Origin of the sequence: Gordonia liuliyuniae (assembly GCF_021739025.1) — a bacterium.
GTDB lineage: Bacteria > Actinomycetota > Actinomycetes > Mycobacteriales > Mycobacteriaceae > Gordonia > Gordonia liuliyuniae.
Map to the genome: position 1 here is coordinate 353,960 of NZ_JAKKOT010000005.1, position 19,438 is coordinate 373,397.

Here is a 19,438-nt window from a genome sequence, read left to right on the forward strand (position 1 = left end):
CGGGTGTTGTGTGGTCTTCGCGTCTCAAGTTCGACGCCTTGCGGTGGCGGTTCGCCAGACGACCACCGCTCACCCGGACCCTGTGGGGTGCAACGGATGGCGGGCGGGTCGCAAGCGTTCCGCCGAGCCCTCGAAGTCAAAGCGTGACTTCGCGAACCCGATCAAGTATCCCACACGAACGGGTCGGGACCCGCACAGCATTGAAAATCGGCCATCGCGTGCCGCGTCGCACGCGGTGTTTCAGGAGTTCAGGGACGGGAACCAGAGTGCGATCTCGCGTGCGGCCGACTCCGGCGAGTCCGATCCGTGGACGAGGTTGAACTGGGTCTCGAGACCGAAGTCGCCGCGGATCGTGCCGGGGACGGCCTTCTCGACCGGGTCGGTGCCGCCCGCGAGCTGACGGAACGCGGCGATGGCGCGCGGGCCTTCGACGACGGCCGCAACGACCTGGCCGGAGGTGATGAATTCCAGCAGCGACCCGAAGAACGGCCGCTCGGCGTGTTCGGCGTAATGCTCGGAGGCGATCTCGGTGGTGACCGTCCGCAATTCGAGCGCTGCCAGGGTGAGGCCCTTGCGCTCGATACGGGAGATCACGTCACCGATGACGCCGCGCTGTACGCCGTCGGGCTTGATGAGTACGAGAGTCTGTTCAGTCACCAGCACACTCTAACGGCCCGGGCGTCCGCGCTCGACTCAGCGGGGGCAGTATTCGCGTTCGACCGCGTAGAAGCCGTAGGTGAACAGGCCACCGTCGCGGGGGCCGCCGACGATCACCTGAAGGCACGCTCCGCGCTCGGCGACCGCGGCGTCCAACTGGCCGCCGAGGACCTTAGCCATCGCCTTGTTGTCGTCGCGGTGCCCCACCGGCAAGTTCGCGACGATGTTCTCGGGCTCGCGCTCGGCCATCCACCGGGTGGCGCTCGCCGTCGCGATGTAACCGAACGACCCTTCGGCCACCGGTTGGGGCACCCCGGGCTTAGTCGCCAACTCGTCGATCGACGGGGTGCTGGTCGACGGGACATTCGACGACGGCCCGGTAGTCGAAGGGGACGTACTGGACGGGGCATGCGTCGACGGGGTCGATGATCGGTCCGCATCGGCATGCGCGGGAGCCGCGATCAGCGTCGTCGCCGCACATGCTGCCGCGAGGAGCGCGATTCGAACGATCGGCCGCTTGCCCCCGTTCCGAAATCCCCCGTCGTACCGAAATCCCCCGTCGTACCGAAATCCCACTGAGCACACCTTGTCTCCCGCACGGGCGAGGTCGTCGATCCACCGAGTCTAACCGACCGGTTCATCTGAGTAGATGGTGCCGCGCGAGCGTTCAGTTCATGCGTTGGCTCGGCAGCAGGCCGAGTTCGATCCGTCGCGCGACGTCGCGTCGAATGTACGCGATGTAAGCCCAGACACAAAGAAAGATCACTCCGATAGCGGTGAGTGACCAGTGATACAGACCGCCGAAGATGAGGACCACCTGGAGCGCGAGGATCGTCGGCAGCGCCCACGGTCGTGCACACATTCCGGACAGGACGATGAACGCAAGGGTCAGCAGTCCGAGGAACAGGCCGGAGCCCCACGACAGTCCGCCGCCGATCTTCGCGACGATTGGAAACGCCAGCAGGACGACGATCACTTCGAGGATGAGCGTTCCGGCCATCACGCCGCGGAATCCCTTCCACGGATCGGTGGCCGGCGGGTTGACGCCCGGAGGCGGAGTCTGAGTCACGACGGGTCCTTCCCGAACAGGGTGCGGCCGGCGCCCGCGGTCACGACCGAGCCGGTGATGATCACGCCAGCACCGGACACCGCGCCCGTCTCGCCGTCTTCGGCGAGCGCGATGGCGCGTTCGACCGCGTCGGGCAGAAACGCCGATGTCTCGACGCGTTCGTCCCCGAAGATCGGGCGGGCGATGTCGGCGAGGGCCTCGGTGTCGAGGGCGCGCGGGGAACCGTTGTTGGTCAGGACGACCGTGTCCAGGATCGGTTCGAGTTCGGTGAGCAGTCCGCGCGCGTCCTTGTCGCCGAGCACACCGATCACTCCGATGAGGCGGCGGAAGTCGAACTCGGAGGCGAGAGCCTGCGCGAGGGCTTGCGCGCCGTGCGGATTGTGGGCTGCGTCGATGAAGACGCTCGGCGCGTTGCGCAGACGCTCCAACCGTCCCGGCGTCGTGATGCCCGCGAACGCTTCACGGACGGAGTCGACGTCGAGCTGCCGCTCCGTGCCCGCGCCGAAGAACGCTTCGACGGCCGCGAGAGCGAGCGCCGCGTTCTGCGCCTGGTGTGCCCCGTGCAGCGGGAGGAACACCTCGTCGTAGACGCCGCCGAGGCCCTGAATGGACAGGAGTTGGCCGCCGACGGCGGTCGCCGACGACAGCACCGCGAACTCGGAATCCTGTCGGGCGACGATCGTGCCCGCTTCGACGCTCGCCCGCAGCAGCACGTCGGCCACCTCGGGCGCCTGCGGGCCGATGATCGTCACCGGGTCGGCGGGGACGACGGCGTCCGACGGCCCCGGTTTGATGATCCCGGCCTTCTCCCCCGCGATCGCGGTGAGCGTGTCGCCCAGGTAGTCGGCGTGGTCCATCGCGATCGGGGTGATGACGGCGACCTGCGAGTCGATCACGTTGGTCGCGTCCCAGCGCCCGCCCATCCCGGTCTCGACGACGGCCACCTCGATCGGCGCCTCGGCGAACGCGGCGTACGCCATCGCGGTGAGCACCTCGAACTTGCTCATCCGCGGGCCGCCCTGCGCGGTCGACGAGTCGTCGACCATCGTGATGAACGGTTCGAGCTCGCGGTACGTGTCGATGTACAACCGCGGACTGATCGGCGCCCCGTCGATCGCGATCCGCTCGGTCACCAGCTGCAGGTGGGGGCTGGTGATGCGGCCGGTGCGACGGTGGAACGCCTGCAGCAGCGCATCGATCATGCGGGTGACCGACGTCTTGCCGTTGGTGCCCGCGATGTGGATCGACGGATACGCGTGCTGCGGGTTGCCGAGCAGTTCGAGCAGCGCGGTGATCCTGGTCAGCGACGGCTCGATCTTCGTCTCGGGCCACCGCGTGTCGAGTTCGGCTTCGACTGCCGCGAGTTCGGCGAGATCGTCGGACGCGGCGGCGTCCGTCTCGTCGGCACTCATCAGGCGCCCAGCGCGTCGAGTTTGGCGGCGAGTCGGGCGACGTCGGCTTCGGCGACGTCGCGGCGAGCTTTGATCTTGTCGACGACGGCGTCCGGAGCCTTCGACAGGAACTGTTCGTTGCCGAGCTTGGCCGTCGTCCCCGCGAGTTCTTTCTCGGCGGCGGCGAGGTCTTTAGCTGCACGTTTCCGTTCGGCTTCGACGTCAACGGTGCCGGACGTGTCGATGGCGACGTTCGCCGTACCCGTCGACAGCCGGACCTCGACGGTGGCGGTCGCCGTGAAGTCCTCGTCTGCCGTCTCCAGGCGGGCCAGCGAATCGAGTTGACCGCGGAGCTCGGCGAGGCCCAGTTCATCGAGTCCGTCGACGACCGCAGCCACCCGCTGGCCGGGCTTGAGTCCCTGATCGCTGCGGAATCGTCGGACCTCGGTGATGAGCTTCTGCAGGTCGTCGATGCGTTGGGCCGCCGCGGCGTCGGCGGGCTCCCCGGACGGTGCGGGCCAGTCGGCGACGACGACGGACTCGCCGCCGGTCAGCGTCTTCCACAGGACTTCGGTGACGAACGGCATGACCGGAGACAGCGCGCGGAGCAGCTTGTCCAGGACGGTGCCGAGGACGAGCGCGGTGGTGTCGGCGCGTTCGCCGCCTGCGGCGACCTGCACCTTCGACAGCTCCAGGTACCAGTCGCAGAACTCGTCCCACGCGAAGTGGTACAGCGCTTCGCACGCCTTCGAGAACTCGTAGGTCTCGAAACCGGTGTCGACGTCGGCGAGTACCTCGTCGAGGCGGCCGAGGATCCAGCGGTCGGAGGTCGTCAGCTGTTCCGCGGTGGGCAGTTCGCCGACGCGAGCGCCGTTCATCAATGCGAATTTGGTGGCGTTGAAGAGTTTGGTCGCGAAGTTCCGGGAGCTCTGCGCGTGCGATTCACCGACCGAGATGTCGCTGCCCGGGTTGGCTCCGCGCGCGAGGGTGAAACGCAGCGCGTCGGCGCCGAAGCGGTCCACCCAGTCGAGCGGGTCGATGCCGTTGCCCTTGGACTTGCTCATCTTGGAGCCGTGCTCGTCGCGGACGAGCCCGTGCAGGAAGACGTCGGAGAACGGGACCTTGGCCGCGCGGGTGTCGAAACCGGCGAGGTCGAGGTTGCCGACGTAGGTGCCGAACATCATCATGCGGGCCACCCAGAAGAACAGGATGTCGTATCCGGTGACCAACACGGACGTCGGATAGAACTTGTCGAGTTCGGCGGTCTGCTCCGGCCAGCCCATCGTGGAGAACGGCCATAGACCCGACGAGAACCAGGTGTCGAGAACGTCAGGGTCCTGCTCCCAGCCGTCGGGGACGGCGTCGTCGGGGCCGAAGCACTCGATCTGGCCGTCGGGGCCGTACCAGATCGGGATGCGGTGGCCCCACCACAGCTGGCGCGAGATCGTCCAGTCGTGCATGTCGTCGACCCATGCGAACCAACGCGGTTCCTGGCTCGTCGGGTGGATGACGGTGTCGCCGTCGCGGACCGCGTCGCCCGCCGCCTTGGCGAGGGATTCGACGTTGACCCACCACTGCATGGACAGTCGCGGCTCGATCGGCTCGCCCGCGCGCTCGGAGTGGCCGACGCTGTGCAGGTAGGGGCGCACTTCTTTGACGACACGTCCCTGTTCGGCGAGCGCTTCGCGGACCGCGACGCGCGCGGCGAAACGGTCGAGGCCGTCGAACTGTGTGCCGGTGCCCTCGATGACGGCGGTCTTGTCCATGATCGTGATCATCGGCAGGTTGTGGCGCTGCCCGATCGCGAAGTCGTTTGGATCGTGGGCGGGCGTGATCTTGACTGCGCCGGAACCGAATTCGGGGTCGACGTAGTCGTCGGCGATCACTGGGATCTTACGATCGAGGAACGGGTGGTCGAGTTCGACGCCGATCAGATCGGCGTAGCGCGCATCGTCGGGGTGGACGGCGATCGCGGTGTCGCCGAGCATCGTCTCCATCCGAGTGGTGGCGACGACGATGTGCGGCTGCGCGTCGTCAAGCGACCCGTAACGGAACGAGACGAGCTCGCCGTCGACGTCGGCGTACTTGACCTCGATGTCGGAGATCGCGGTCTGCTGGGCGGGCGACCAGTTGACGAGACGTTCAGCGCGGTAGATCAGCCCGTCGTCGAACATCCTCTTGAAGATGGTGTGGACGGCGCGCGAGAGTCCGTCGTCCATGGTGAAGCGGTCACGGCTCCAGTCGACGCCGTCGCCGAGACGTCGCATCTGGCCCTGGATGGTGCCGCCCGATTCGGCCTTCCACTTCCAGACACGTTCGATGAACTTCTCGCGGCCCAACTCCTGCCGGGTGGTGCCTTCCGCGGCGAGCTGCTTCTCGACGATGGTCTGTGTCGCGATTCCGGCGTGGTCCATGCCCGGCAGCCACAGAACCTCGTAGCCCTGCATCCGCTTGCGGCGGGTCAACGTGTCCATGAGGGTGTGGTCGAGCGCGTGGCCCATGTGCAGCGAGCCCGTCACGTTGGGCGGTGGGAGCACGATCGAGTAGCCGGGCTTGTCGCTCATGGCGTCGGCCTCGAAGTATCCGGCGTCTACCCAGCCCTGGTAAAGGGCCGATTCGTGGTCGGTAGGGTCCCAGTTCTTGGGCAGTGCGTTGCTCAGCTCGGGGTTGCTCACCCTTTGATTCTAGGAAACGCCGGTTGCGCGTAGTCGGTGCAGGTCCTCGGGGGCGTCGACGTTGGTGAGCCAGTTCTCATCGGTGACGGTCACCCGGCGTGTGTGGATGGCGTCGATCGCCGCTCCCATGCGGAGTTCCCCGGCGTCCACGAGCGCTTCGAGCGCACCCACCGCGGACGTGCGGTAGACCCCTGCCATCGGGTGGTCGCGCTGCGCGTCGCGGGCGATCACGGCGTCGGTGGAGTCGGTGAGTCCGGCAACGAGCTCATCGATGAGGCCGACTTCGATGAGCGGCATGTCGGTGGCGCAGACGAAGGCGGCGTCCGCTCCGACCTCGGCGGCCGCACGCAGCGCCGCGACGAGTCCGCCGAGCGGACCGCTCCCTTCCTTCTCGTCGGTGACCCACTCCAGATCCGATTCCTTCGACAGTTCGCGGTAGGCCTGCGACGTCTCCGGCGCCGCGACGAGGACCGGAGCGCAGCGCTGCGAGACGGTGGCCGCGATCCGCGTCAGCATCGTCGCCCCTTCGAAGTCCAACGCTGCCTTGTCCTGCCCCATGCGGCGCGAACGCCCGCCCGCGAGAATGATTCCGGCGACTGTGTTCTGGCTCATACCGACACCGTAGCCGCGCACGTCGTCCGGTGTCGTGCTTTGTGCCCAGGGCAGTGCGTTTCCGCTCAGGGCGCCGACGTTGACGCCCAGGGCACGACTTTGTGCGCAGGGTCAGAAGGTGGGCGCAATGCACGTGCCCTGGGCACAAATATGCTCAACGACGGGGCTGTGGAATTCATCGGAGACAAATCCGGCCTCCGGGTGTTCACTTCGAATCATGTGGCCGACAGACGAGTTCGGAATCATTCGCAAGGACGCGGCGCGCGACGTCGGACGTAGCGATCGGGATGTTCTGCGCGCAGTCCGGAGCAACGAGTTGACGCTGCTCGAGCCCGGAATGTACGCGCTCACCGACTCATTGCCGGAGTACGACGTCGCCGACGCAATCTACCTTCTGCGATGTATCGCTGCTGCTGGCGAGTCGGAACTGGCGTTGACCCATGAGTCGGCGGCCGCCGTGCACGGTCTGGACCTCCTGGCACCCGACCAGGCGCGAGTCCACTTCGCCAAGGAACGACGAGGGGGCGGACGGTCGACGCGCTACCGCCATGTCCACAGCGGCCTCCCGGACGACTCCGTCGTCGTGGTCAACGGACTTCTCGTCTCGAGCCTCGCGCGGACGACTGTGGACGTCGCAGCTGGACGGTCGTTCGCGCAGGCTCTCGCCGCAGTCGACGGCGCTCTGCGCCTCGGTCTGACTGCCGCCGAGATCGAGGCCGAGCTTTCGCGTCGCCGAGTGCGCGGTGCCGCGGTGGTCGCCGCAGCACTGCGCTATGCCGACCGCCGATCGGCGAACCCCGGAGAGTCGTGGGGTCGGGCCCAGATCATCGAGGCGAGGCTCCCCCTCCCTGATCTGCAGTGCGAGTTCTCATTGCGCGATGGCCGCACCGTCTACACCGACTACGGCTGGGGCGACCGTCTCGTCGGCGAGTTCGACGGACTGCGGAAGTACTGCCGGGACCTCAAGCCCGGCCAGAACACCGAAGACGCCGTCGTCGCCGAGAAGATCCGTGAGGACCGACTCCGGGACCTGGTAGGCGACGTCGCCCGCTGGATCCATGCCGACCTCCGCTCCGGTGCGATGATTCCCATGCTCAAGCACCGGATGGAGCGCGCCGGGCTGCTTCGGTGAACCTGGACGCCGCTTGTGCCCTGGACGCCGCTTGTACCCTGGACGTCGTTTGTGCCCTGGGCACCGCCATTGCGCCCAGGGTCTGCCCCTAAGCACAAACAAGCGCCCAGGGCACTAACGAAAGTGCCCTGGGCGCAGAGTCTGGCGCGGGATGACTGCCGACTACGCCGACTTCTCGGCGGGACTGTCGTCGTCCTTGCGCGGGACGACGGTCGGCAGGACGTTGTCGCGGACGGTCTCACCGGTGACGACGACCTTCGCGACGTCGTCGCGGCTCGGGATGTCGTACATGACGGGCAGAAGGACTTCCTCCATGATCGCGCGCAGACCACGCGCACCCGTGCCCCGGTGGATGGCCTGGTCAGCGATCGCCTCGAGAGCTTCGTCGGTGAACTCGAGTTCGACGTCGTCCATCTCGAACAACCGGGTGTACTGCTTCACCAAAGCGTTCTTCGGCTCCGCGAGGATGGAGACGAGCGCCTCTTTGTCCAGGTTGCGCACCGACGCGACCATCGGCAGACGACCGATGAACTCGGGGATCAGACCGAACTTGATCAGGTCCTCCGGCATCACCTCGGCGAAGTAGTCGCTCGTGTCGACCGACCCCTTGCTCGGCACCTCGTTGCCGAAGCCGATGCCGCGCTTGCCGATCCGGTCGGCGACGACCTTGTCCAGCCCGGCGAACGCGCCGGCGACGATGAACAGGACGTTGGTCGTATCGAGTTGGATGAACTCCTGATGCGGATGCTTGCGTCCGCCCTGCGGCGGTACCGACGCCTGCGTGCCCTCCAAGATCTTCAGGAGTGCCTGCTGAACGCCTTCACCGGAGACGTCGCGCGTGATCGACGGGTTCTCGCTCTTCCGCGCGATCTTGTCGACCTCGTCGATGTAGATGATCCCGGTCTCGGCTCGCTTCACGTCATAGTCAGCGGCCTGGATCAACTTCAACAGGATGTTCTCGACGTCCTCACCGACGTATCCGGCTTCAGTGAGAGCGGTGGCGTCGGCGATGGCGAATGGCACGTTCAACATCTTGGCGAGCGTCTGCGCCAGATATGTCTTACCGCACCCGGTGGGGCCGAGCATCAGAATGTTCGACTTCGCCAGCTCGACCGGCTCCGCCGACGACCGCTTGTCGCTCTTGCGCTCCCCGGCCTGAATCCGCTTGTAGTGGTTGTAGACGGCGACCGCGAGCGTTCGCTTGGCCGTGTCCTGTCCGACAACGTAATTGTCGAGGAAGTCGCTGATCTCCGCAGGCTTGGGAAGCTCGTCGAGCTTCACGTCACCGCTGGTCTCCGCGAGCTCCTCCTCGATAATCTCGTTGCACAGGTCGATGCACTCGTCGCAGATGTACACGCCCGGACCTGCGATGAGCTTCTTGACCTGCTTCTGGCTCTTGCCGCAGAACGAGCATTTGAGGAGGTCACCACCGTCTCCCATTCGGGCCATGTGGCCACACCTACTTTCTCGGGGGCTAAGCGCGTCACCGTGAACGGTACTCGCGCGGGGGCGGGTTCGAAGAGAAGATCGGGACTTACTTGCGCGCCGATTTCTTGCGGTAGTCGAAGACCTCGTCGATGATGCCGTACTCCTTGGCCTGTTCGGCCGTCAGAATGTTGTCGCGGTCGGTGTCCTTGCGGATCTTCTCCGGATCCTGGCCGGTGTGCGAGGCGAGGATCTCGTCGAGGCGCTTCCGGATGCGCTCGATCTCGGCGGCCTGGATCTCCAGGTCGGAGACCTGCCCCTGGTAGGCGCCGCCGGTGCGCGGCTGGTGGATCAGCACGGTCGCGTTCGGCAGGGCCGCACGCTTTCCGGGCGTGCCGCCGGCGAGCAGGATCGCGGCTGCCGACGCCGCTTCACCGAGGCAGACGGTGACGACGTCGCAGTGCACGTACTGCATGGTGTCGTAGATGGCCAGCATGTCAGGGACGCTGCCGCCCGGCGAGTTGACGTACATCGTGATGTCACGGTCCGGGTCCTGGCTCTCCAGGACCAGCAACTGCGCCATCACATCGTTCGCGACCGTCTGGTCGATCGGCGTGCCGACGAACACGATGCGCTCTTCGAATAGCTTCGCGTACGGGTCGTACTGGCGCTGACCGTTCGGCGTGTTCTCGATGAACGACGGCAGGATGTAGCGGGCCTCGATGCGCTTGAGCGCGAGTGCCGCGTCGGGGATGCCCGCACGCACGTCGGCGGGAAGAGAAGTGTTCATGGTGTCTCCGTAACCGGTGAAGGGAGTTGGACGGTTGGCGTTCAGGCGCCGGGACGGGCGACGTGCGTCACGACGTGGTCGACGAGGCCGTAGTCCTTGGCTTCGATCGCGGTGAACCAATTGTCACGGTCGGCGTCGGCCTCGATCTGCTCGAGAGTCTGACCGGTGAATTCGGCGTTGAGCCGGTTCATCTCACGCTTGGTCGCGGCGAACTGCTCAGCCTGGATGGCGATGTCGGCAGCGGTGCCGCCGATGCCTGCCGACGGCTGATGCATCATGATCCGCGCGTGTGGCAAGGCGTGCCGCTTGCCTTTGGTGCCTGCGGCGAGGAGGAACTGGCCCATCGAGGCGGCCATGCCCATCGCGTAGGTCGCGACGTCGCAGGGCGCGAGGGTCATCGTGTCGAAGATCGCCATGCCGGCGGTGACGCTACCGCCCGGCGAGTTGATGTACAGGCTGATGTCCTTCTCCGGGTCTTCTGCCGAGAGGAGGAGGATCTGCGCGCAGAGCCGGTTCGCGATGTCGTCGTCCACCTGGGTGCCGAGGAAGATGATGCGCTCGCGGAGCAGTCGCTCGAACACTGAATCAGTCAGGTTCAGGCCGGCGACGCCCGAGCTCATGGAGGGCGTGTAGAGATTGCTCACTGGTTGTCCCTATCTGTCGAAATGATGGCCGTGCTCCCGCGAACGGTGTGCGGCGTTGTCACCGAGGTTAATCAACTTCACCCCCCGGATTGTTCCGCCGACACCCCTTATTCGCTCACAGCAGAACAAGATCGCGGTCGACTGCTCGGTGTGGAGAACACCCGAACCCGGCCGGAGAACACGACAGCCGGGACGTTCTCGCCGTCCCGGCTGTCGAAGTGTGCCCGCGTGCGGGCGGGTGAATCACGCGTCGGCGTCGTCGCCTTCGGCGTCGTCGTCGGACTCGCCGCCGAAGAACGCGTCGGTGTCGATGGTCTCACCGTTGGTGTCGGCGACCGACACCTTGCCGATGACGTCGGCGAGCGACTTGTTGCGTCGCACGTCCGCGTACAGGGCCCCGATCTGGTTGGCGCTCTGCAACTGCTGAATGAACTCCTGGGGTGCAACGCCGTAGCGCTGGCTCTGCATGAGGATCTGCTGGGTCAGCTCGTCCTGGCCGACCTCGGTGCCCGCCTCGTCGGCGATCGAGTCGAGGAGGAGCTGCGTGCGGACCGACTTCTCGGCGTCGGCGCGGCTCTCCGCGTCCCACTCCTCGCGGGTCTTGCCCTGCGCTTCGAGGAACTTGTCGACCTGCGCGTCGTCGTGGCCGAGCGCGTGGACCAGCTGGTGCTGGACGCCTTCGACCTCGGCGTCGACGACAGCCTCGGGCAGCGGGAACTCGACGGTGTCGAGGAGCTGCTCGAGCACCGCGTCGCGGATCGCGGACGCCTGCTCGTACTTCTTCGACTCGGCGACACGGTCCGACAGGCTGGCACGCAGCTCTTCGGCGGTGTCGAACTCGCTGGCGAGCTGAGCGAAGTCGTCGTCGACGGCGGGGAGCTCGCGCTCCTTGACCGAGTTGACGGTGACCGTGACGTCCGCGTCGGCTCCGGCGTGCTCGCCGGCAACCAGCTTGGTCGTGAACGTCTTCGTCTCGCCGCCCTTGGCTCCCACGAGCGCCTCGTCGAGACCTTCGATCAGGTTGCCGCTGCCGACCTCGTGCGAGAGGCCCTCGGTGGTCGCGTCCTCGACGGTCTCGCCGTCGACCTTCGCTTCGAGGTCGATCGAGACGAAGTCGCCATCCTGAGCGCCACGATCGACACCGACGAGAGTGCCGAAACGGGCGCGCAGGCTCTCGAGCTCTTCTTCGATGTCAGCGTCGGCGATCTCGATCGGATCGACCTCGACCGAGAGGGTCGAGAAGTCCGGAAGCGTGATCTCGGGACGGATGTCGACCTCGGCGGTGAACTTGACCGGCTCGCCGTAGACGAGTTCGTCCACGTCGATCTCCGGCTGACTGATGGCCTTGACGTCAGCCTCGGCGACGGCCTGCGAGTACTTGTTCGGGAGTGCGTCGTTGACGACCTGCTCGAGGATCGACTGGCGACCGACACGGGCCTCGATCAGCTTCGCGGGGGCCTTGCCCGGACGGAAGCCGGGGATACGGATCTGCTGAGCGAGAGCCTTGTAGGCCTGGTCGAAGTCGCCGGAGAGTTCCTCGAACGGGACCTCGACATTCAGCTTGACTCGGGTCGGGCTCAGCTGCTCGACGATGCTCTTCACGGCGTTGATGCTCCTTAAGGTCTTACGGACGACTCGTGATCGTCGGGATGACAGGATTTGAACCTGCGACCCTCCGCTCCCAAAGCGGATGCGCTACCAAGCTGCGCCACATCCCGTGGTCGGTCCAGGCTTCGGACACGGCCAAACGCACATAGTACGGCCCACCGGTGCGTGGAGACGAACCCGGCACTGGTTTTGAAGTTCCGCGCCCGACTGCTGTAGTGTCTTGCCACGCACAGCAGTGCAACGCGGGTGTAGCTCAATGGTAGAGCCCTAGTCTTCCAAACTAGCTACGCGGGTTCGATTCCCGTCACCCGCTCCATAACAGGCCAGAAGGTGTCTTTGCCTTCTGGCCTGTTTGTATTTTCAGGACGTTCCGGAGGGCTTGTAACCTTACCGCCGTCACTGCACGTAGCCGAGCGGCCCCATAATGTCGCGGCCCGACCAGAACTCCACCCCGTCCGGCCCAACCCTCTTGTACCGAGCGGCCCGAGACCTGGAACATGTCGCCCGCCTCGTCGGAGGCGCGAGACGGATTAGCTTGTGGCAAATTTTCCACAAGCTTTCCGCGCCCAAAGTTCTCGCCCGCTGCAACTTGCCGAACCCTCGCTTGTTCCGCGATGATCCGTTCGTACTCGACCGCGACCGCCGCCCGCTGAGACGCCGACATACCCGATATACTGAAAGCGGACACGACACGATAGGAGCCGCCGTGACGCTTCACCGCCGACCAGGATTCATCTCGACCGCGCTCGCCGCCGTCCTCATCACGATCGTGTGCACGTCGTGGGCGGTCACCGGCCAGCCCGTGAAAGCTGCCGTCGTGGTCGCCCTCTGGCTAGCGTTCGCCGCAGCGTGGTTCGTCCGCTCGAAGCCTCGCCCGGCTCCACGGCACGCTGCGAACTAGCTTAGAAACACGAATAGCGCCCCACCTGGTTACCCGGTGGGGCGCTTCGCTATTCAGTTGTCGCTATCCAGTTATCGGCCCGCCGTCTTCTTAGCAACGTTGCTGAATATGCTGGTCAGAGCCTGCCGCCGGGGCCTTTACCTTGCGCACGCCTTATTGGTTGCGCACGGAGCCGACGACCGTCGAACTACGGCCAGTCACGTTCCGGTGACGGGATCGAATTGATCGGCGATTCGTCGCGCAGCAGTCGACGGGATGCTGGACCATTGAGCCGTGGGGACCGCCCCGCGAATCACGCAAGACTCTCGCGATCAAAGGACGACACCATGCTTTCACTCGGCTTTTTGGGCTGGATCATCATCGGCGGACTCGCCGGATGGATCGGCAGCAAGATCATGGGCACCGACAAGCAGCAGGGCCTGCTTCTCAATATCGTCGTGGGCATCATCGGCGGGCTCATCGGCGGAATGATCCTGGGTCTACTCTTCGACGTCGAAGCCGGCGGCTGGTTCTTCAGCTTCCTGACGTGCTTACTGGGTTCGGTCATCCTGCTCTGGGTGGTCAAAGCGGTCACCGGCACTAGGACGTAAAGCAGGCGGTCCAACCCCGCGTACGCTGGAGGAAGCAGCCGGAGAGAACAAGCAGCGTACCGCTGAAGTCCCGACTGATCGACCGAGGCGCACTACCTCGGGCAAGGTGGCGTCGCCCGATGACCTCCCCAACACCAGTCGATGTCGGCCGGCACTTTTACCAGGTCTTCGCGACCGCAGTTCAGTACCACCAGAACCGGCCCGGGCACGCTCAGACACCACGAGTCATCGATCACGGACTGCACATGTCCGACTCTCCCGACGCCACCGCGTGGAAAGTAGCGTTTCATCAACGCGAGGACGACAGCCGGCTGGGCGACGTAGTCGCGTACCGCATCGACCCGCCGAGCGCTGCCGGCGACGTCGGTCGGCTTCTGCTGCTCCTGCTCGCCGAGGACACCCCGTTCGACGAGAGCCCGGACCGCTGGCGGCTCGCCGTGACTCAAGCCCTACGCCGAGAAAGCCTGTCGGATGTACGAGCCGACTCGAAAGCTCTCGTCGACGACCCGCACGAGGGGGTCGCAACCGACCCCGAACGCACCTACCGCGATCCGGACGGTAGTGAGACCTGGTCCCGCGCGCGCGTCACTTTTCATCGCGGGGTGCGGATCGAGACCCGAATCAAGACGATGCAGGCGATCGACGGGCGCGTGACCGCCCAGGACGCCGCTATCTCGATCACCGATGGTCACACCCCGCGACAGTTCAGTGTGCCGATCGCGGTGCTCGACCAGGTGATGACGGCGTTGCACATAGCGCGAGACGATGCAGGAGCGATCAACCGAGAGTTGGCCACCCGGGGTCGCTGATGCCGGGCCAATAGTCGGTCCGGTCTCGCGGCAGGCTCCGGGCCTGACTCGCGCGTTGCGCGTGCACCACCGGCACCACCCACACCATCTGCCACCGCACGGTGATGAGCATCATGCGCAAATCTGGAGCAAATCCGGCATACACCTCTATCGTCCCGGCGTTTCCGATTGGCAGAGAGGCAACGGTTGTGTAACGATGATCGGACAGCGTCCACGGGGGTGGCGTGTCGTTACGACGAAACGAAGGTAGAAACGACGTGTTCAAGAAGAAGAGTGCGAGCCGCGCTGCTCGCCTGACCGCCATCGCAGTCAGTGTGGCGGCCCTCGGTACCGGCCTTCCCGCCGTTGCCTCTGCGACGCCTGTCACAGTCATCCCGGGTCTCCCGCCGGTCGAGGTCCCCGAGCTTCCCAAGGCTCCGACCCTCCCGACGCTGCCGACTCCGAAGAAGAAGGAGTCGCCGAAGCCGACTCCGAAGTCGACGACCCCGGCCAAGCCCGCTATCCCGGCGATGCCGAACGTCAAGTCGGAGACCGGCTACGTTGCACTCGCTGTCGACGGCGCACACCAGATCTACTGGTGGAAGAACGGCGAGTTCATCAAGCAGATGCCGATCTCGATGGGCACTAACAAGCACCCGACTTCCAACGGCGTGTACCACACCAAGGAGAAGTACCGCGACATGTACATGGATTCGTCCACGTACGGTGTCCCGATCGATTCGCCCGAGGGTTACCGCACGTACGTCGAGTACGCGACGCGCATGTCCTGGGACGGCATCTTCATCCACGCCGCGCCGTGGTCGGTCGCCCAGCAGGGCGTCTCCAACGCCAGCCACGGCTGCATCAACGTGAGCACCGCTAACGGCAAGTGGGTGTTCGACAACGTCGGACGCGGCACGCCGATCGTGGTCCGCGGCACCGTCGGCGGCAAGTACACCGGCGACTAGTACCACAGCCTGCCGCACGCAGACAGCGACCGGGCCCCTTCCGACATCGTCGGGAGGGGCCCGGTCTCGTCAGTAAGTCTTCACTCACCCGCAAGTCTTCACTCACCCGCAAGTCTTCACTCACCCGCAAGTCTTCACTCACCCGCCCGGTCGCCTCAAGCGGCGAGCGCAACTCCGCAGCGGTGCATGGTCGCCTCCACCTGCAGCCACTGGGCGAGCACTTGGCACCCGGTGACGTCCGGATCGGTGAGCGGTGCACGACGGTACGGCTCACCGTCGTACGAGATGTGCCGCCCGCCGCGCGGGTTGGTCAACCGCCACTTTCCGAGCGTGATGTCGGGCGGCAGATAGCCGCGGACCTCCCGGAACGCCGCACGGACACGCTGAGTGTCGCGCCGCCACTGTCTCGGGGTGACGGATGTGCGGTCCGCGTTCTGCATCCGGCGGGACATGACAGCCGCGCACATGGCCGCGATCCAGCGGCGCACGTGCAGCATCGACAGCGAATCGGTGAGGTCGGCGACGTCCCGAATCAACGAGTCGTCGGATGCGTTGCAGATGACGTCGTCGGGGGCGCCGACCCAGAAGGCGGGAACCCTTCCCGGGATCGCGGCGCCGGGTCCTGCGACGCCCCAGCCCGCGCACCCGGCGACTGTGCCCGGCGGCTGATGGGGGTCGGCGACGAACCCGACCGCGAGCACCCGCTCGGCGAGTGCAGCCGATGCGGGGTGCGCGAGGAAGGTTCGGATGACGGCTGCCCCCTGCGAGTATCCGACCATCATCACCGGTCCCTCCGCGGCGCGCACCGCCCGGGCGAGCGCAGAGACCCCGCAGGCGACGCTGTCGACGTACGCCATGCCGTCCCGCCCCGCGGTGGGCCCGTAGGTGGCCGGATAGCCGACCCATCGGCTGACGAACCTGCGGTCGAGCGCGTCTGTGACGCCTGCGAGCATGCCGGTGACCTCGGTTCGGTCGTCACCGGGATGCGATTCGCCGGTTCCACCCACGGCCAGGACTGTGATCGGTGTGCGGGCCTCGTTCATGAACTCCATGCTGCCCCCGCACTCTGACAGATCTCCGTCCCAGACACTGAGCGCAGCCTGAAGATCGGTGTCGAGCCCTCCGGTCAGGTCTGGCAGGACGGACACCAGAACAGATTGCGACCGTCCATCTCCTGCCAGGCGACCGGCGTTCCGCAGACGCGGCACGGCTCCCCCGCACGGCGGTACACGTAGGTTCGCGGGCGGTCGGCGGCGTACGACGGCGCGCCGTGATCGTCGTCGGGTCGGACCACGTGCATCGTGCCGCGTCGGACACCGACCGGCATGAGGAACAGGAGGTCGGCCCACAGCGCGTCGAACTCGGTTCGGGTGATCGTCGTTCCCGGACGGTGCGGCTCGATACCTGCACGGAACAACACCTCGGCGCGATAGACGTTGCCGACTCCGGCGAGCACCTTCTGGTCCATGAGAAGCGCACCGATCGCGCGTCGCGATCGTGAGATCGCCTGCCACGCCTTCTCCGGTTCGGCGTCGCTGCGCAACGGGTCCGGTCCGAGCCGAGCGACCAGCGCGGCGAGGTCGTCGGGCGTGTACGTTTCGCAGGCCGTCGGACCGCGCAGGTCAGTGCCGACCTCGGCGCCCTCGATCCGCATCCGGACCTGTCCGGTCGGCTGCCCCATCGGCACGGGTTCCTCGCTGAAGGCGCCGTAGATGCCGAGGTGGACGTGCACCATCGGCCCGGCGTCCACCGGTCCGGTCGGGCCCGGGGTGTACCGGTGGATCAGATGCTTCCCCCACGCCTCGGCACGACGGAACACCAGTCCGTCGAGCAGGGCCGCTTCGTGAGCGAACCTGCCCTGCGGGCTGGTGACACGGACCTGATGTCCGCCGAAGAATCGCTGCTGCCGACGCGCGAGCCGGTGCAGGGTGTGGCCTTCAGGCACGGCCGCCCTGCCGGGTCAGCGCGGCGGTTCGGGAAGTTCCGGTGCGACGCCGGTGCCCTCGTACTCGGCGAGGATGTCGATGCGACGCTGGTGGCGAGCCTCGTCGGACCACTGCGTTCCGATGAACGCGTCGACGATCGCCAGTGCCTCCTCGGTGCTGTGCATGCGGCCGCCGATACCGATCAACTGCGCGTTGTTGTGCTGGCGGGCGAGTTGCGCGGTCTCGACGCTCCACGCGAGGGCACAGCGCGCACCCTTGACCTTGTTCGCGGCGATCTGCTCGCCGTTGCCGCTCCCGCCGAGGACGAATCCGAGGCTGCCCGGATCGGCGACGACACGCTCAGCGGCCGCGATGCAGAACGCCGGATAGTCGTCGACGGCGTCGTACTCGTGTGCACCGCAGTCGACCACGTCGTGCCCCGCGGACTTGAGATGATCGGCGATCTGGTTCTTCAATTCGAATCCGGCGTGGTCGGCCCCGAGGTATATGCGCATGCCGTCACTATAGTTTGGAGGGGTGGAGAACGCTGAACCGATCCCCCGCACCCGCCTGCCCGGCGCACCGATCCCGTCGGTGCCCGGCGTCGACGACTCCGTCGTCCCCGCCGCACCTCGTCCGGTCGGGCCGACGACGGTGTGGCAGACGCCCGCACTGTATGCGGGCGCTCCGCGCCGCCACCCGTGGGAGATCCCGGTCCTGGTGATCGCGGTCCTCGCCGCAGTCGCCGCGTACGCCGTGGTGATCAGCCTGGTCGCGCTCGGACTCATCAGCGAGTTCCTGTTGATCCCGCTGGTACTGCCGGTCCTGGTATTTCTGGGACGCGGCGTCGGCTACGCCAGCATGCGGGCCAACGCCGTCCAGATCACGCCGACCCAGTTCCCCGAAGCGTTCACGACCGTCGTCGAAGCCGCGGCACGGTACGGCATGGAGTACGTGCCGGACGCCTACGTGATGAACGGCAACGGCCAGATCAACGCGTTCGCGTCCGGCCACGGCTTCCGGCGGTATGTGGTCGTCTACTCGGATCTGTTCGAAGTCGGCGGCCGCGCCCGCAGCCCGGAGGCGCTGGAGTTCGTGATCGGCCACGAGATCGGGCACATCGCGGCCGGGCACACGTCGTACTGGCGGCAACTGTTCAGCAGTCTGATCATGAGCATTCCGATCCTGGGGTCGCTGCTATCTCGCGCGCAGGAGTACACCGCCGACAACTACGGCTACTACTCGCGACCAGACGGGGCTGCTCCGATGATCGGGCTCCTCGCATCGGGCAAGTATCTGCTGAGCGCCATCGACTTCGACCAGTTCGCCGACCGAGCGGTCCATGAGCGCGGATTCTTCATCACCGCCGTCAACGCGTTGTCGTCACACCCGGTACTGACCTGGCGGGCGGCCGCGCTGCGCGACCGGACACGCAGCGGAGCCATCCTCCTCCGGCCGCGGTCGTTCGTCCGCGGCACCGGCAGCGGACACGTCGCACTGGTCGCGACGCCGCATCCGCCGGCCGCCGTCGCCGAGGGCTCGCTGCCCAACGAACTGTCTGAGACCAGCATGTACTAGTGCCTCGAGCGGTGTCAGAGCCCGACTCAATCGAACTGCGGGTCCTCGTGCCGAGTGCGCTTGAGTTCGAAGAAGTGCGGGTACGACGCAAGTGCGACGACCCCGTCCCACACCTTCCCCGCATCCTCGCCGCGCGGGATCCGCGAGAGGACCGGACCGAAGAACGCGACGCCGTTGACGTGGATGGTCGGCGTGCCGACGTCGTCGCCGACCTTGTCCATCCCCTCGTGGTGGCTCGTACGAATCGCCTCGTCGAATTCGGCGGCGTCGACGGCGTCGGCGAGATCTGCTTCCAGGCCCGCCGAGGACAGGGCTGCGGCGACCATCGACGGAACGTCTTTGTTGCCGTTGTCGTGCAGTTCCGTGCCCATCGCCGTGTAGAGCCCCGCGAGCACGCCGTCACCGTGCCGTGCCTGCGCCGCCGCGAGCACCCGGACCGGGCCCCACGCGTGGGTGAGCATCTCCCGGTAGTCGTCGGGAATGTCCTTGCCTTCGTTCAGGACTGCCAAGCTCATGATGTGGAAGTGGACGTCCAGGGTGCGTACCTGCGCGGCTTCCAGAATCCAGCGCGAGGTGATCCAGCACCACGGGCAGAAGGGATCGAACCAGAAGTCAACGCGATCGTTTTCAGCCATGACTCCGATTGAACCACCGGATCGGTCGCAGCGCCCGCGAGGACGCCGTC

General features: G+C 66.3%; 20 protein-coding genes and 2 tRNA genes. 7 read left to right on the forward strand and 15 right to left on the reverse strand.

Translation table 11 applies throughout. The features are described from left to right. Positions 1–240: 240 nt before the first annotated feature. The 6 genes from ndk to L5G28_RS12550 form a co-directional block, all read right to left on the reverse strand. Positions 241–657, reverse strand: coding sequence for a nucleoside-diphosphate kinase (ndk, locus tag L5G28_RS12525; protein WP_237001821.1), 417 nt, complete (start codon positions 655–657; stop codon positions 241–243). A gap of 36 nt (positions 658–693) precedes the next feature. Beyond that, positions 694–1,233: a hypothetical protein gene (locus L5G28_RS12530; RefSeq protein WP_237001822.1), complete on the reverse strand. Its 540-nt coding sequence runs from the start codon at positions 1,231–1,233 to the stop codon at positions 694–696. A gap of 91 nt (positions 1,234–1,324) precedes the next feature. Beyond that, positions 1,325–1,657: a DUF4233 domain-containing protein gene (locus tag L5G28_RS12535; protein WP_237001942.1), complete on the reverse strand. Its 333-nt coding sequence runs from the start codon at positions 1,655–1,657 to the stop codon at positions 1,325–1,327. A gap of 65 nt (positions 1,658–1,722) precedes the next feature. Then, entirely contained in the window at positions 1,723–3,138 is a 1,416-nt protein-coding gene (gene folC / locus L5G28_RS12540) for a bifunctional tetrahydrofolate synthase/dihydrofolate synthase (RefSeq protein WP_237001823.1), read from the reverse strand. Continuing rightward, positions 3,138–5,792, reverse strand: a complete 2,655-nt coding sequence (locus L5G28_RS12545) for a valine--tRNA ligase (RefSeq protein WP_237001824.1) — start codon at positions 5,790–5,792, stop codon at positions 3,138–3,140. Before L5G28_RS12545 ends, folC begins: the two co-directional genes overlap by 1 nt. Positions 5,793–5,801: 9 nt before the next feature. Continuing rightward, a complete protein-coding gene (locus tag L5G28_RS12550) occupies positions 5,802–6,404 on the reverse strand; it encodes a molybdenum cofactor guanylyltransferase (protein WP_237001825.1) in 603 nt (200 codons plus the stop codon). Positions 6,405–6,621: 217 nt separating this feature from the next. On the opposite strand from L5G28_RS12550, the gene L5G28_RS12555 reads away from it, so the two are divergent. Next, a complete protein-coding gene (locus L5G28_RS12555; RefSeq protein WP_237001826.1) occupies positions 6,622–7,536 on the forward strand; it encodes a type IV toxin-antitoxin system AbiEi family antitoxin in 915 nt (304 codons plus the stop codon). 162 nt (positions 7,537–7,698) lie between these two features. Here L5G28_RS12555 and clpX read toward each other — a convergent pair whose 3' ends face one another. From clpX to L5G28_RS12580, 5 genes are all read right to left on the reverse strand, one after another. After that, entirely contained in the window at positions 7,699–8,985 is a 1,287-nt protein-coding gene (clpX, locus tag L5G28_RS12560; RefSeq protein ID WP_237001827.1) for an ATP-dependent Clp protease ATP-binding subunit ClpX, read from the reverse strand. An 85-nt stretch (positions 8,986–9,070) separates the two neighbouring features. Then, complete coding sequence (locus L5G28_RS12565; protein WP_236997498.1) at positions 9,071–9,751, reverse strand: ATP-dependent Clp protease proteolytic subunit; 681 nt, start codon at positions 9,749–9,751, stop codon at positions 9,071–9,073. A 41-nt stretch (positions 9,752–9,792) separates the two neighbouring features. Then, complete coding sequence (locus L5G28_RS12570; protein ID WP_237001943.1) at positions 9,793–10,371, reverse strand: ATP-dependent Clp protease proteolytic subunit; 579 nt, start codon at positions 10,369–10,371, stop codon at positions 9,793–9,795. 267 nt (positions 10,372–10,638) lie between these two features. Continuing rightward, positions 10,639–11,997 carry a trigger factor gene (gene tig / locus L5G28_RS12575; RefSeq protein WP_236997500.1) on the reverse strand — a complete coding sequence of 453 codons (1,359 nt, stop codon included), beginning with the start codon at positions 11,995–11,997 and terminating at the stop codon, positions 10,639–10,641. Positions 11,998–12,039: 42 nt separating this feature from the next. After that, positions 12,040–12,113, reverse strand: a tRNA-Pro gene (locus L5G28_RS12580). A gap of 132 nt (positions 12,114–12,245) precedes the next feature. On the opposite strand from L5G28_RS12580, the gene L5G28_RS12585 reads away from it, so the two are divergent. The 5 genes from L5G28_RS12585 (at position 12,246) to L5G28_RS12605 (ending at position 15,250) form a co-directional block, all read left to right on the forward strand. After that, positions 12,246–12,319 (forward strand) — tRNA-Gly (locus L5G28_RS12585). A 390-nt stretch (positions 12,320–12,709) separates the two neighbouring features. Continuing rightward, the gene (locus L5G28_RS12590) at positions 12,710–12,904 is read left to right on the forward strand and encodes a hypothetical protein (RefSeq protein ID WP_237001828.1); all 195 of its coding nucleotides are present in this window, start codon (positions 12,710–12,712) and stop codon (positions 12,902–12,904) included. A gap of 326 nt (positions 12,905–13,230) precedes the next feature. Further along, positions 13,231–13,494 (forward strand): GlsB/YeaQ/YmgE family stress response membrane protein, encoded by a 264-nt coding sequence (locus L5G28_RS12595; protein ID WP_236997501.1) that lies wholly within the window; start codon positions 13,231–13,233, stop codon positions 13,492–13,494. Positions 13,495–13,739: 245 nt separating this feature from the next. Next, positions 13,740–14,303 carry a hypothetical protein gene (locus L5G28_RS12600; protein WP_237001829.1) on the forward strand — a complete coding sequence of 188 codons (564 nt, stop codon included), beginning with the start codon at positions 13,740–13,742 and terminating at the stop codon, positions 14,301–14,303. A 257-nt stretch (positions 14,304–14,560) separates the two neighbouring features. Then, on the forward strand, positions 14,561–15,250 hold the full coding sequence (locus L5G28_RS12605) for a L,D-transpeptidase family protein (RefSeq protein WP_237001830.1): 690 nt from the start codon (positions 14,561–14,563) through the stop codon (positions 15,248–15,250). Between the two features lie 155 nt (positions 15,251–15,405). Here the strand turns inward: L5G28_RS12605 and L5G28_RS12610 are convergent, their stop codons facing one another. The 3 genes from L5G28_RS12610 to L5G28_RS12620 all read right to left on the reverse strand — a co-directional run bounded on the left by L5G28_RS12610 (position 15,406) and on the right by L5G28_RS12620 (position 17,690). Beyond that, complete coding sequence (locus L5G28_RS12610) at positions 15,406–16,293, reverse strand: PE-PPE domain-containing protein (RefSeq protein ID WP_237001944.1); 888 nt, start codon at positions 16,291–16,293, stop codon at positions 15,406–15,408. Between the two features lie 83 nt (positions 16,294–16,376). Next, positions 16,377–17,195 carry an Fpg/Nei family DNA glycosylase gene (locus L5G28_RS12615; RefSeq protein WP_237001831.1) on the reverse strand — a complete coding sequence of 273 codons (819 nt, stop codon included), beginning with the start codon at positions 17,193–17,195 and terminating at the stop codon, positions 16,377–16,379. Between the two features lie 15 nt (positions 17,196–17,210). Continuing rightward, positions 17,211–17,690, reverse strand: coding sequence for a ribose-5-phosphate isomerase (locus L5G28_RS12620; RefSeq protein WP_237001832.1), 480 nt, complete (start codon positions 17,688–17,690; stop codon positions 17,211–17,213). Between the two features lie 22 nt (positions 17,691–17,712). Between L5G28_RS12620 and L5G28_RS12625 the strand changes: the two genes are divergently transcribed. Beyond that, the gene (locus L5G28_RS12625; protein WP_237001833.1) at positions 17,713–18,753 is read left to right on the forward strand and encodes a M48 family metallopeptidase; all 1,041 of its coding nucleotides are present in this window, start codon (positions 17,713–17,715) and stop codon (positions 18,751–18,753) included. Positions 18,754–18,779: 26 nt separating this feature from the next. Here L5G28_RS12625 and L5G28_RS12630 read toward each other — a convergent pair whose 3' ends face one another. Continuing rightward, positions 18,780–19,388 (reverse strand): mycothiol-dependent nitroreductase Rv2466c family protein, encoded by a 609-nt coding sequence (locus L5G28_RS12630; RefSeq protein ID WP_236997508.1) that lies wholly within the window; start codon positions 19,386–19,388, stop codon positions 18,780–18,782. Positions 19,389–19,438: the final 50 nt, after the last annotated feature.

Coding starts and splice junctions, on each gene's coding strand:
- L5G28_RS12630 (WP_236997508.1), bottom strand. CDS start 19,388: ATGGCTGAAAACGATCGCGTTGACTTCTGGTTCGATCCCTTCTGCCCG.
- L5G28_RS12610 (WP_237001944.1), bottom strand. CDS start 16,293: ATGAACGAGGCCCGCACACCGATCACAGTCCTGGCCGTGGGTGGAACC.
- L5G28_RS12565 (WP_236997498.1), bottom strand. CDS start 9,751: ATGAACACTTCTCTTCCCGCCGACGTGCGTGCGGGCATCCCCGACGCG.
- L5G28_RS12595 (WP_236997501.1), top strand. CDS start 13,231: ATGCTTTCACTCGGCTTTTTGGGCTGGATCATCATCGGCGGACTCGCC.
- L5G28_RS12620 (WP_237001832.1), bottom strand. CDS start 17,690: ATGCGCATATACCTCGGGGCCGACCACGCCGGATTCGAATTGAAGAAC.
- L5G28_RS12550 (WP_237001825.1), bottom strand. CDS start 6,404: ATGAGCCAGAACACAGTCGCCGGAATCATTCTCGCGGGCGGGCGTTCG.
- L5G28_RS12555 (WP_237001826.1), top strand. CDS start 6,622: ATGTGGCCGACAGACGAGTTCGGAATCATTCGCAAGGACGCGGCGCGC.
- L5G28_RS12535 (WP_237001942.1), bottom strand. CDS start 1,657: ATGGCCGGAACGCTCATCCTCGAAGTGATCGTCGTCCTGCTGGCGTTT.
- L5G28_RS12600 (WP_237001829.1), top strand. CDS start 13,740: ATGTCCGACTCTCCCGACGCCACCGCGTGGAAAGTAGCGTTTCATCAA.
- folC (WP_237001823.1), bottom strand. CDS start 3,138: ATGAGTGCCGACGAGACGGACGCCGCCGCGTCCGACGATCTCGCCGAA.
- L5G28_RS12570 (WP_237001943.1), bottom strand. CDS start 10,371: ATGAGCTCGGGCGTCGCCGGCCTGAACCTGACTGATTCAGTGTTCGAG.
- clpX (WP_237001827.1), bottom strand. CDS start 8,985: ATGGCCCGAATGGGAGACGGTGGTGACCTCCTCAAATGCTCGTTCTGC.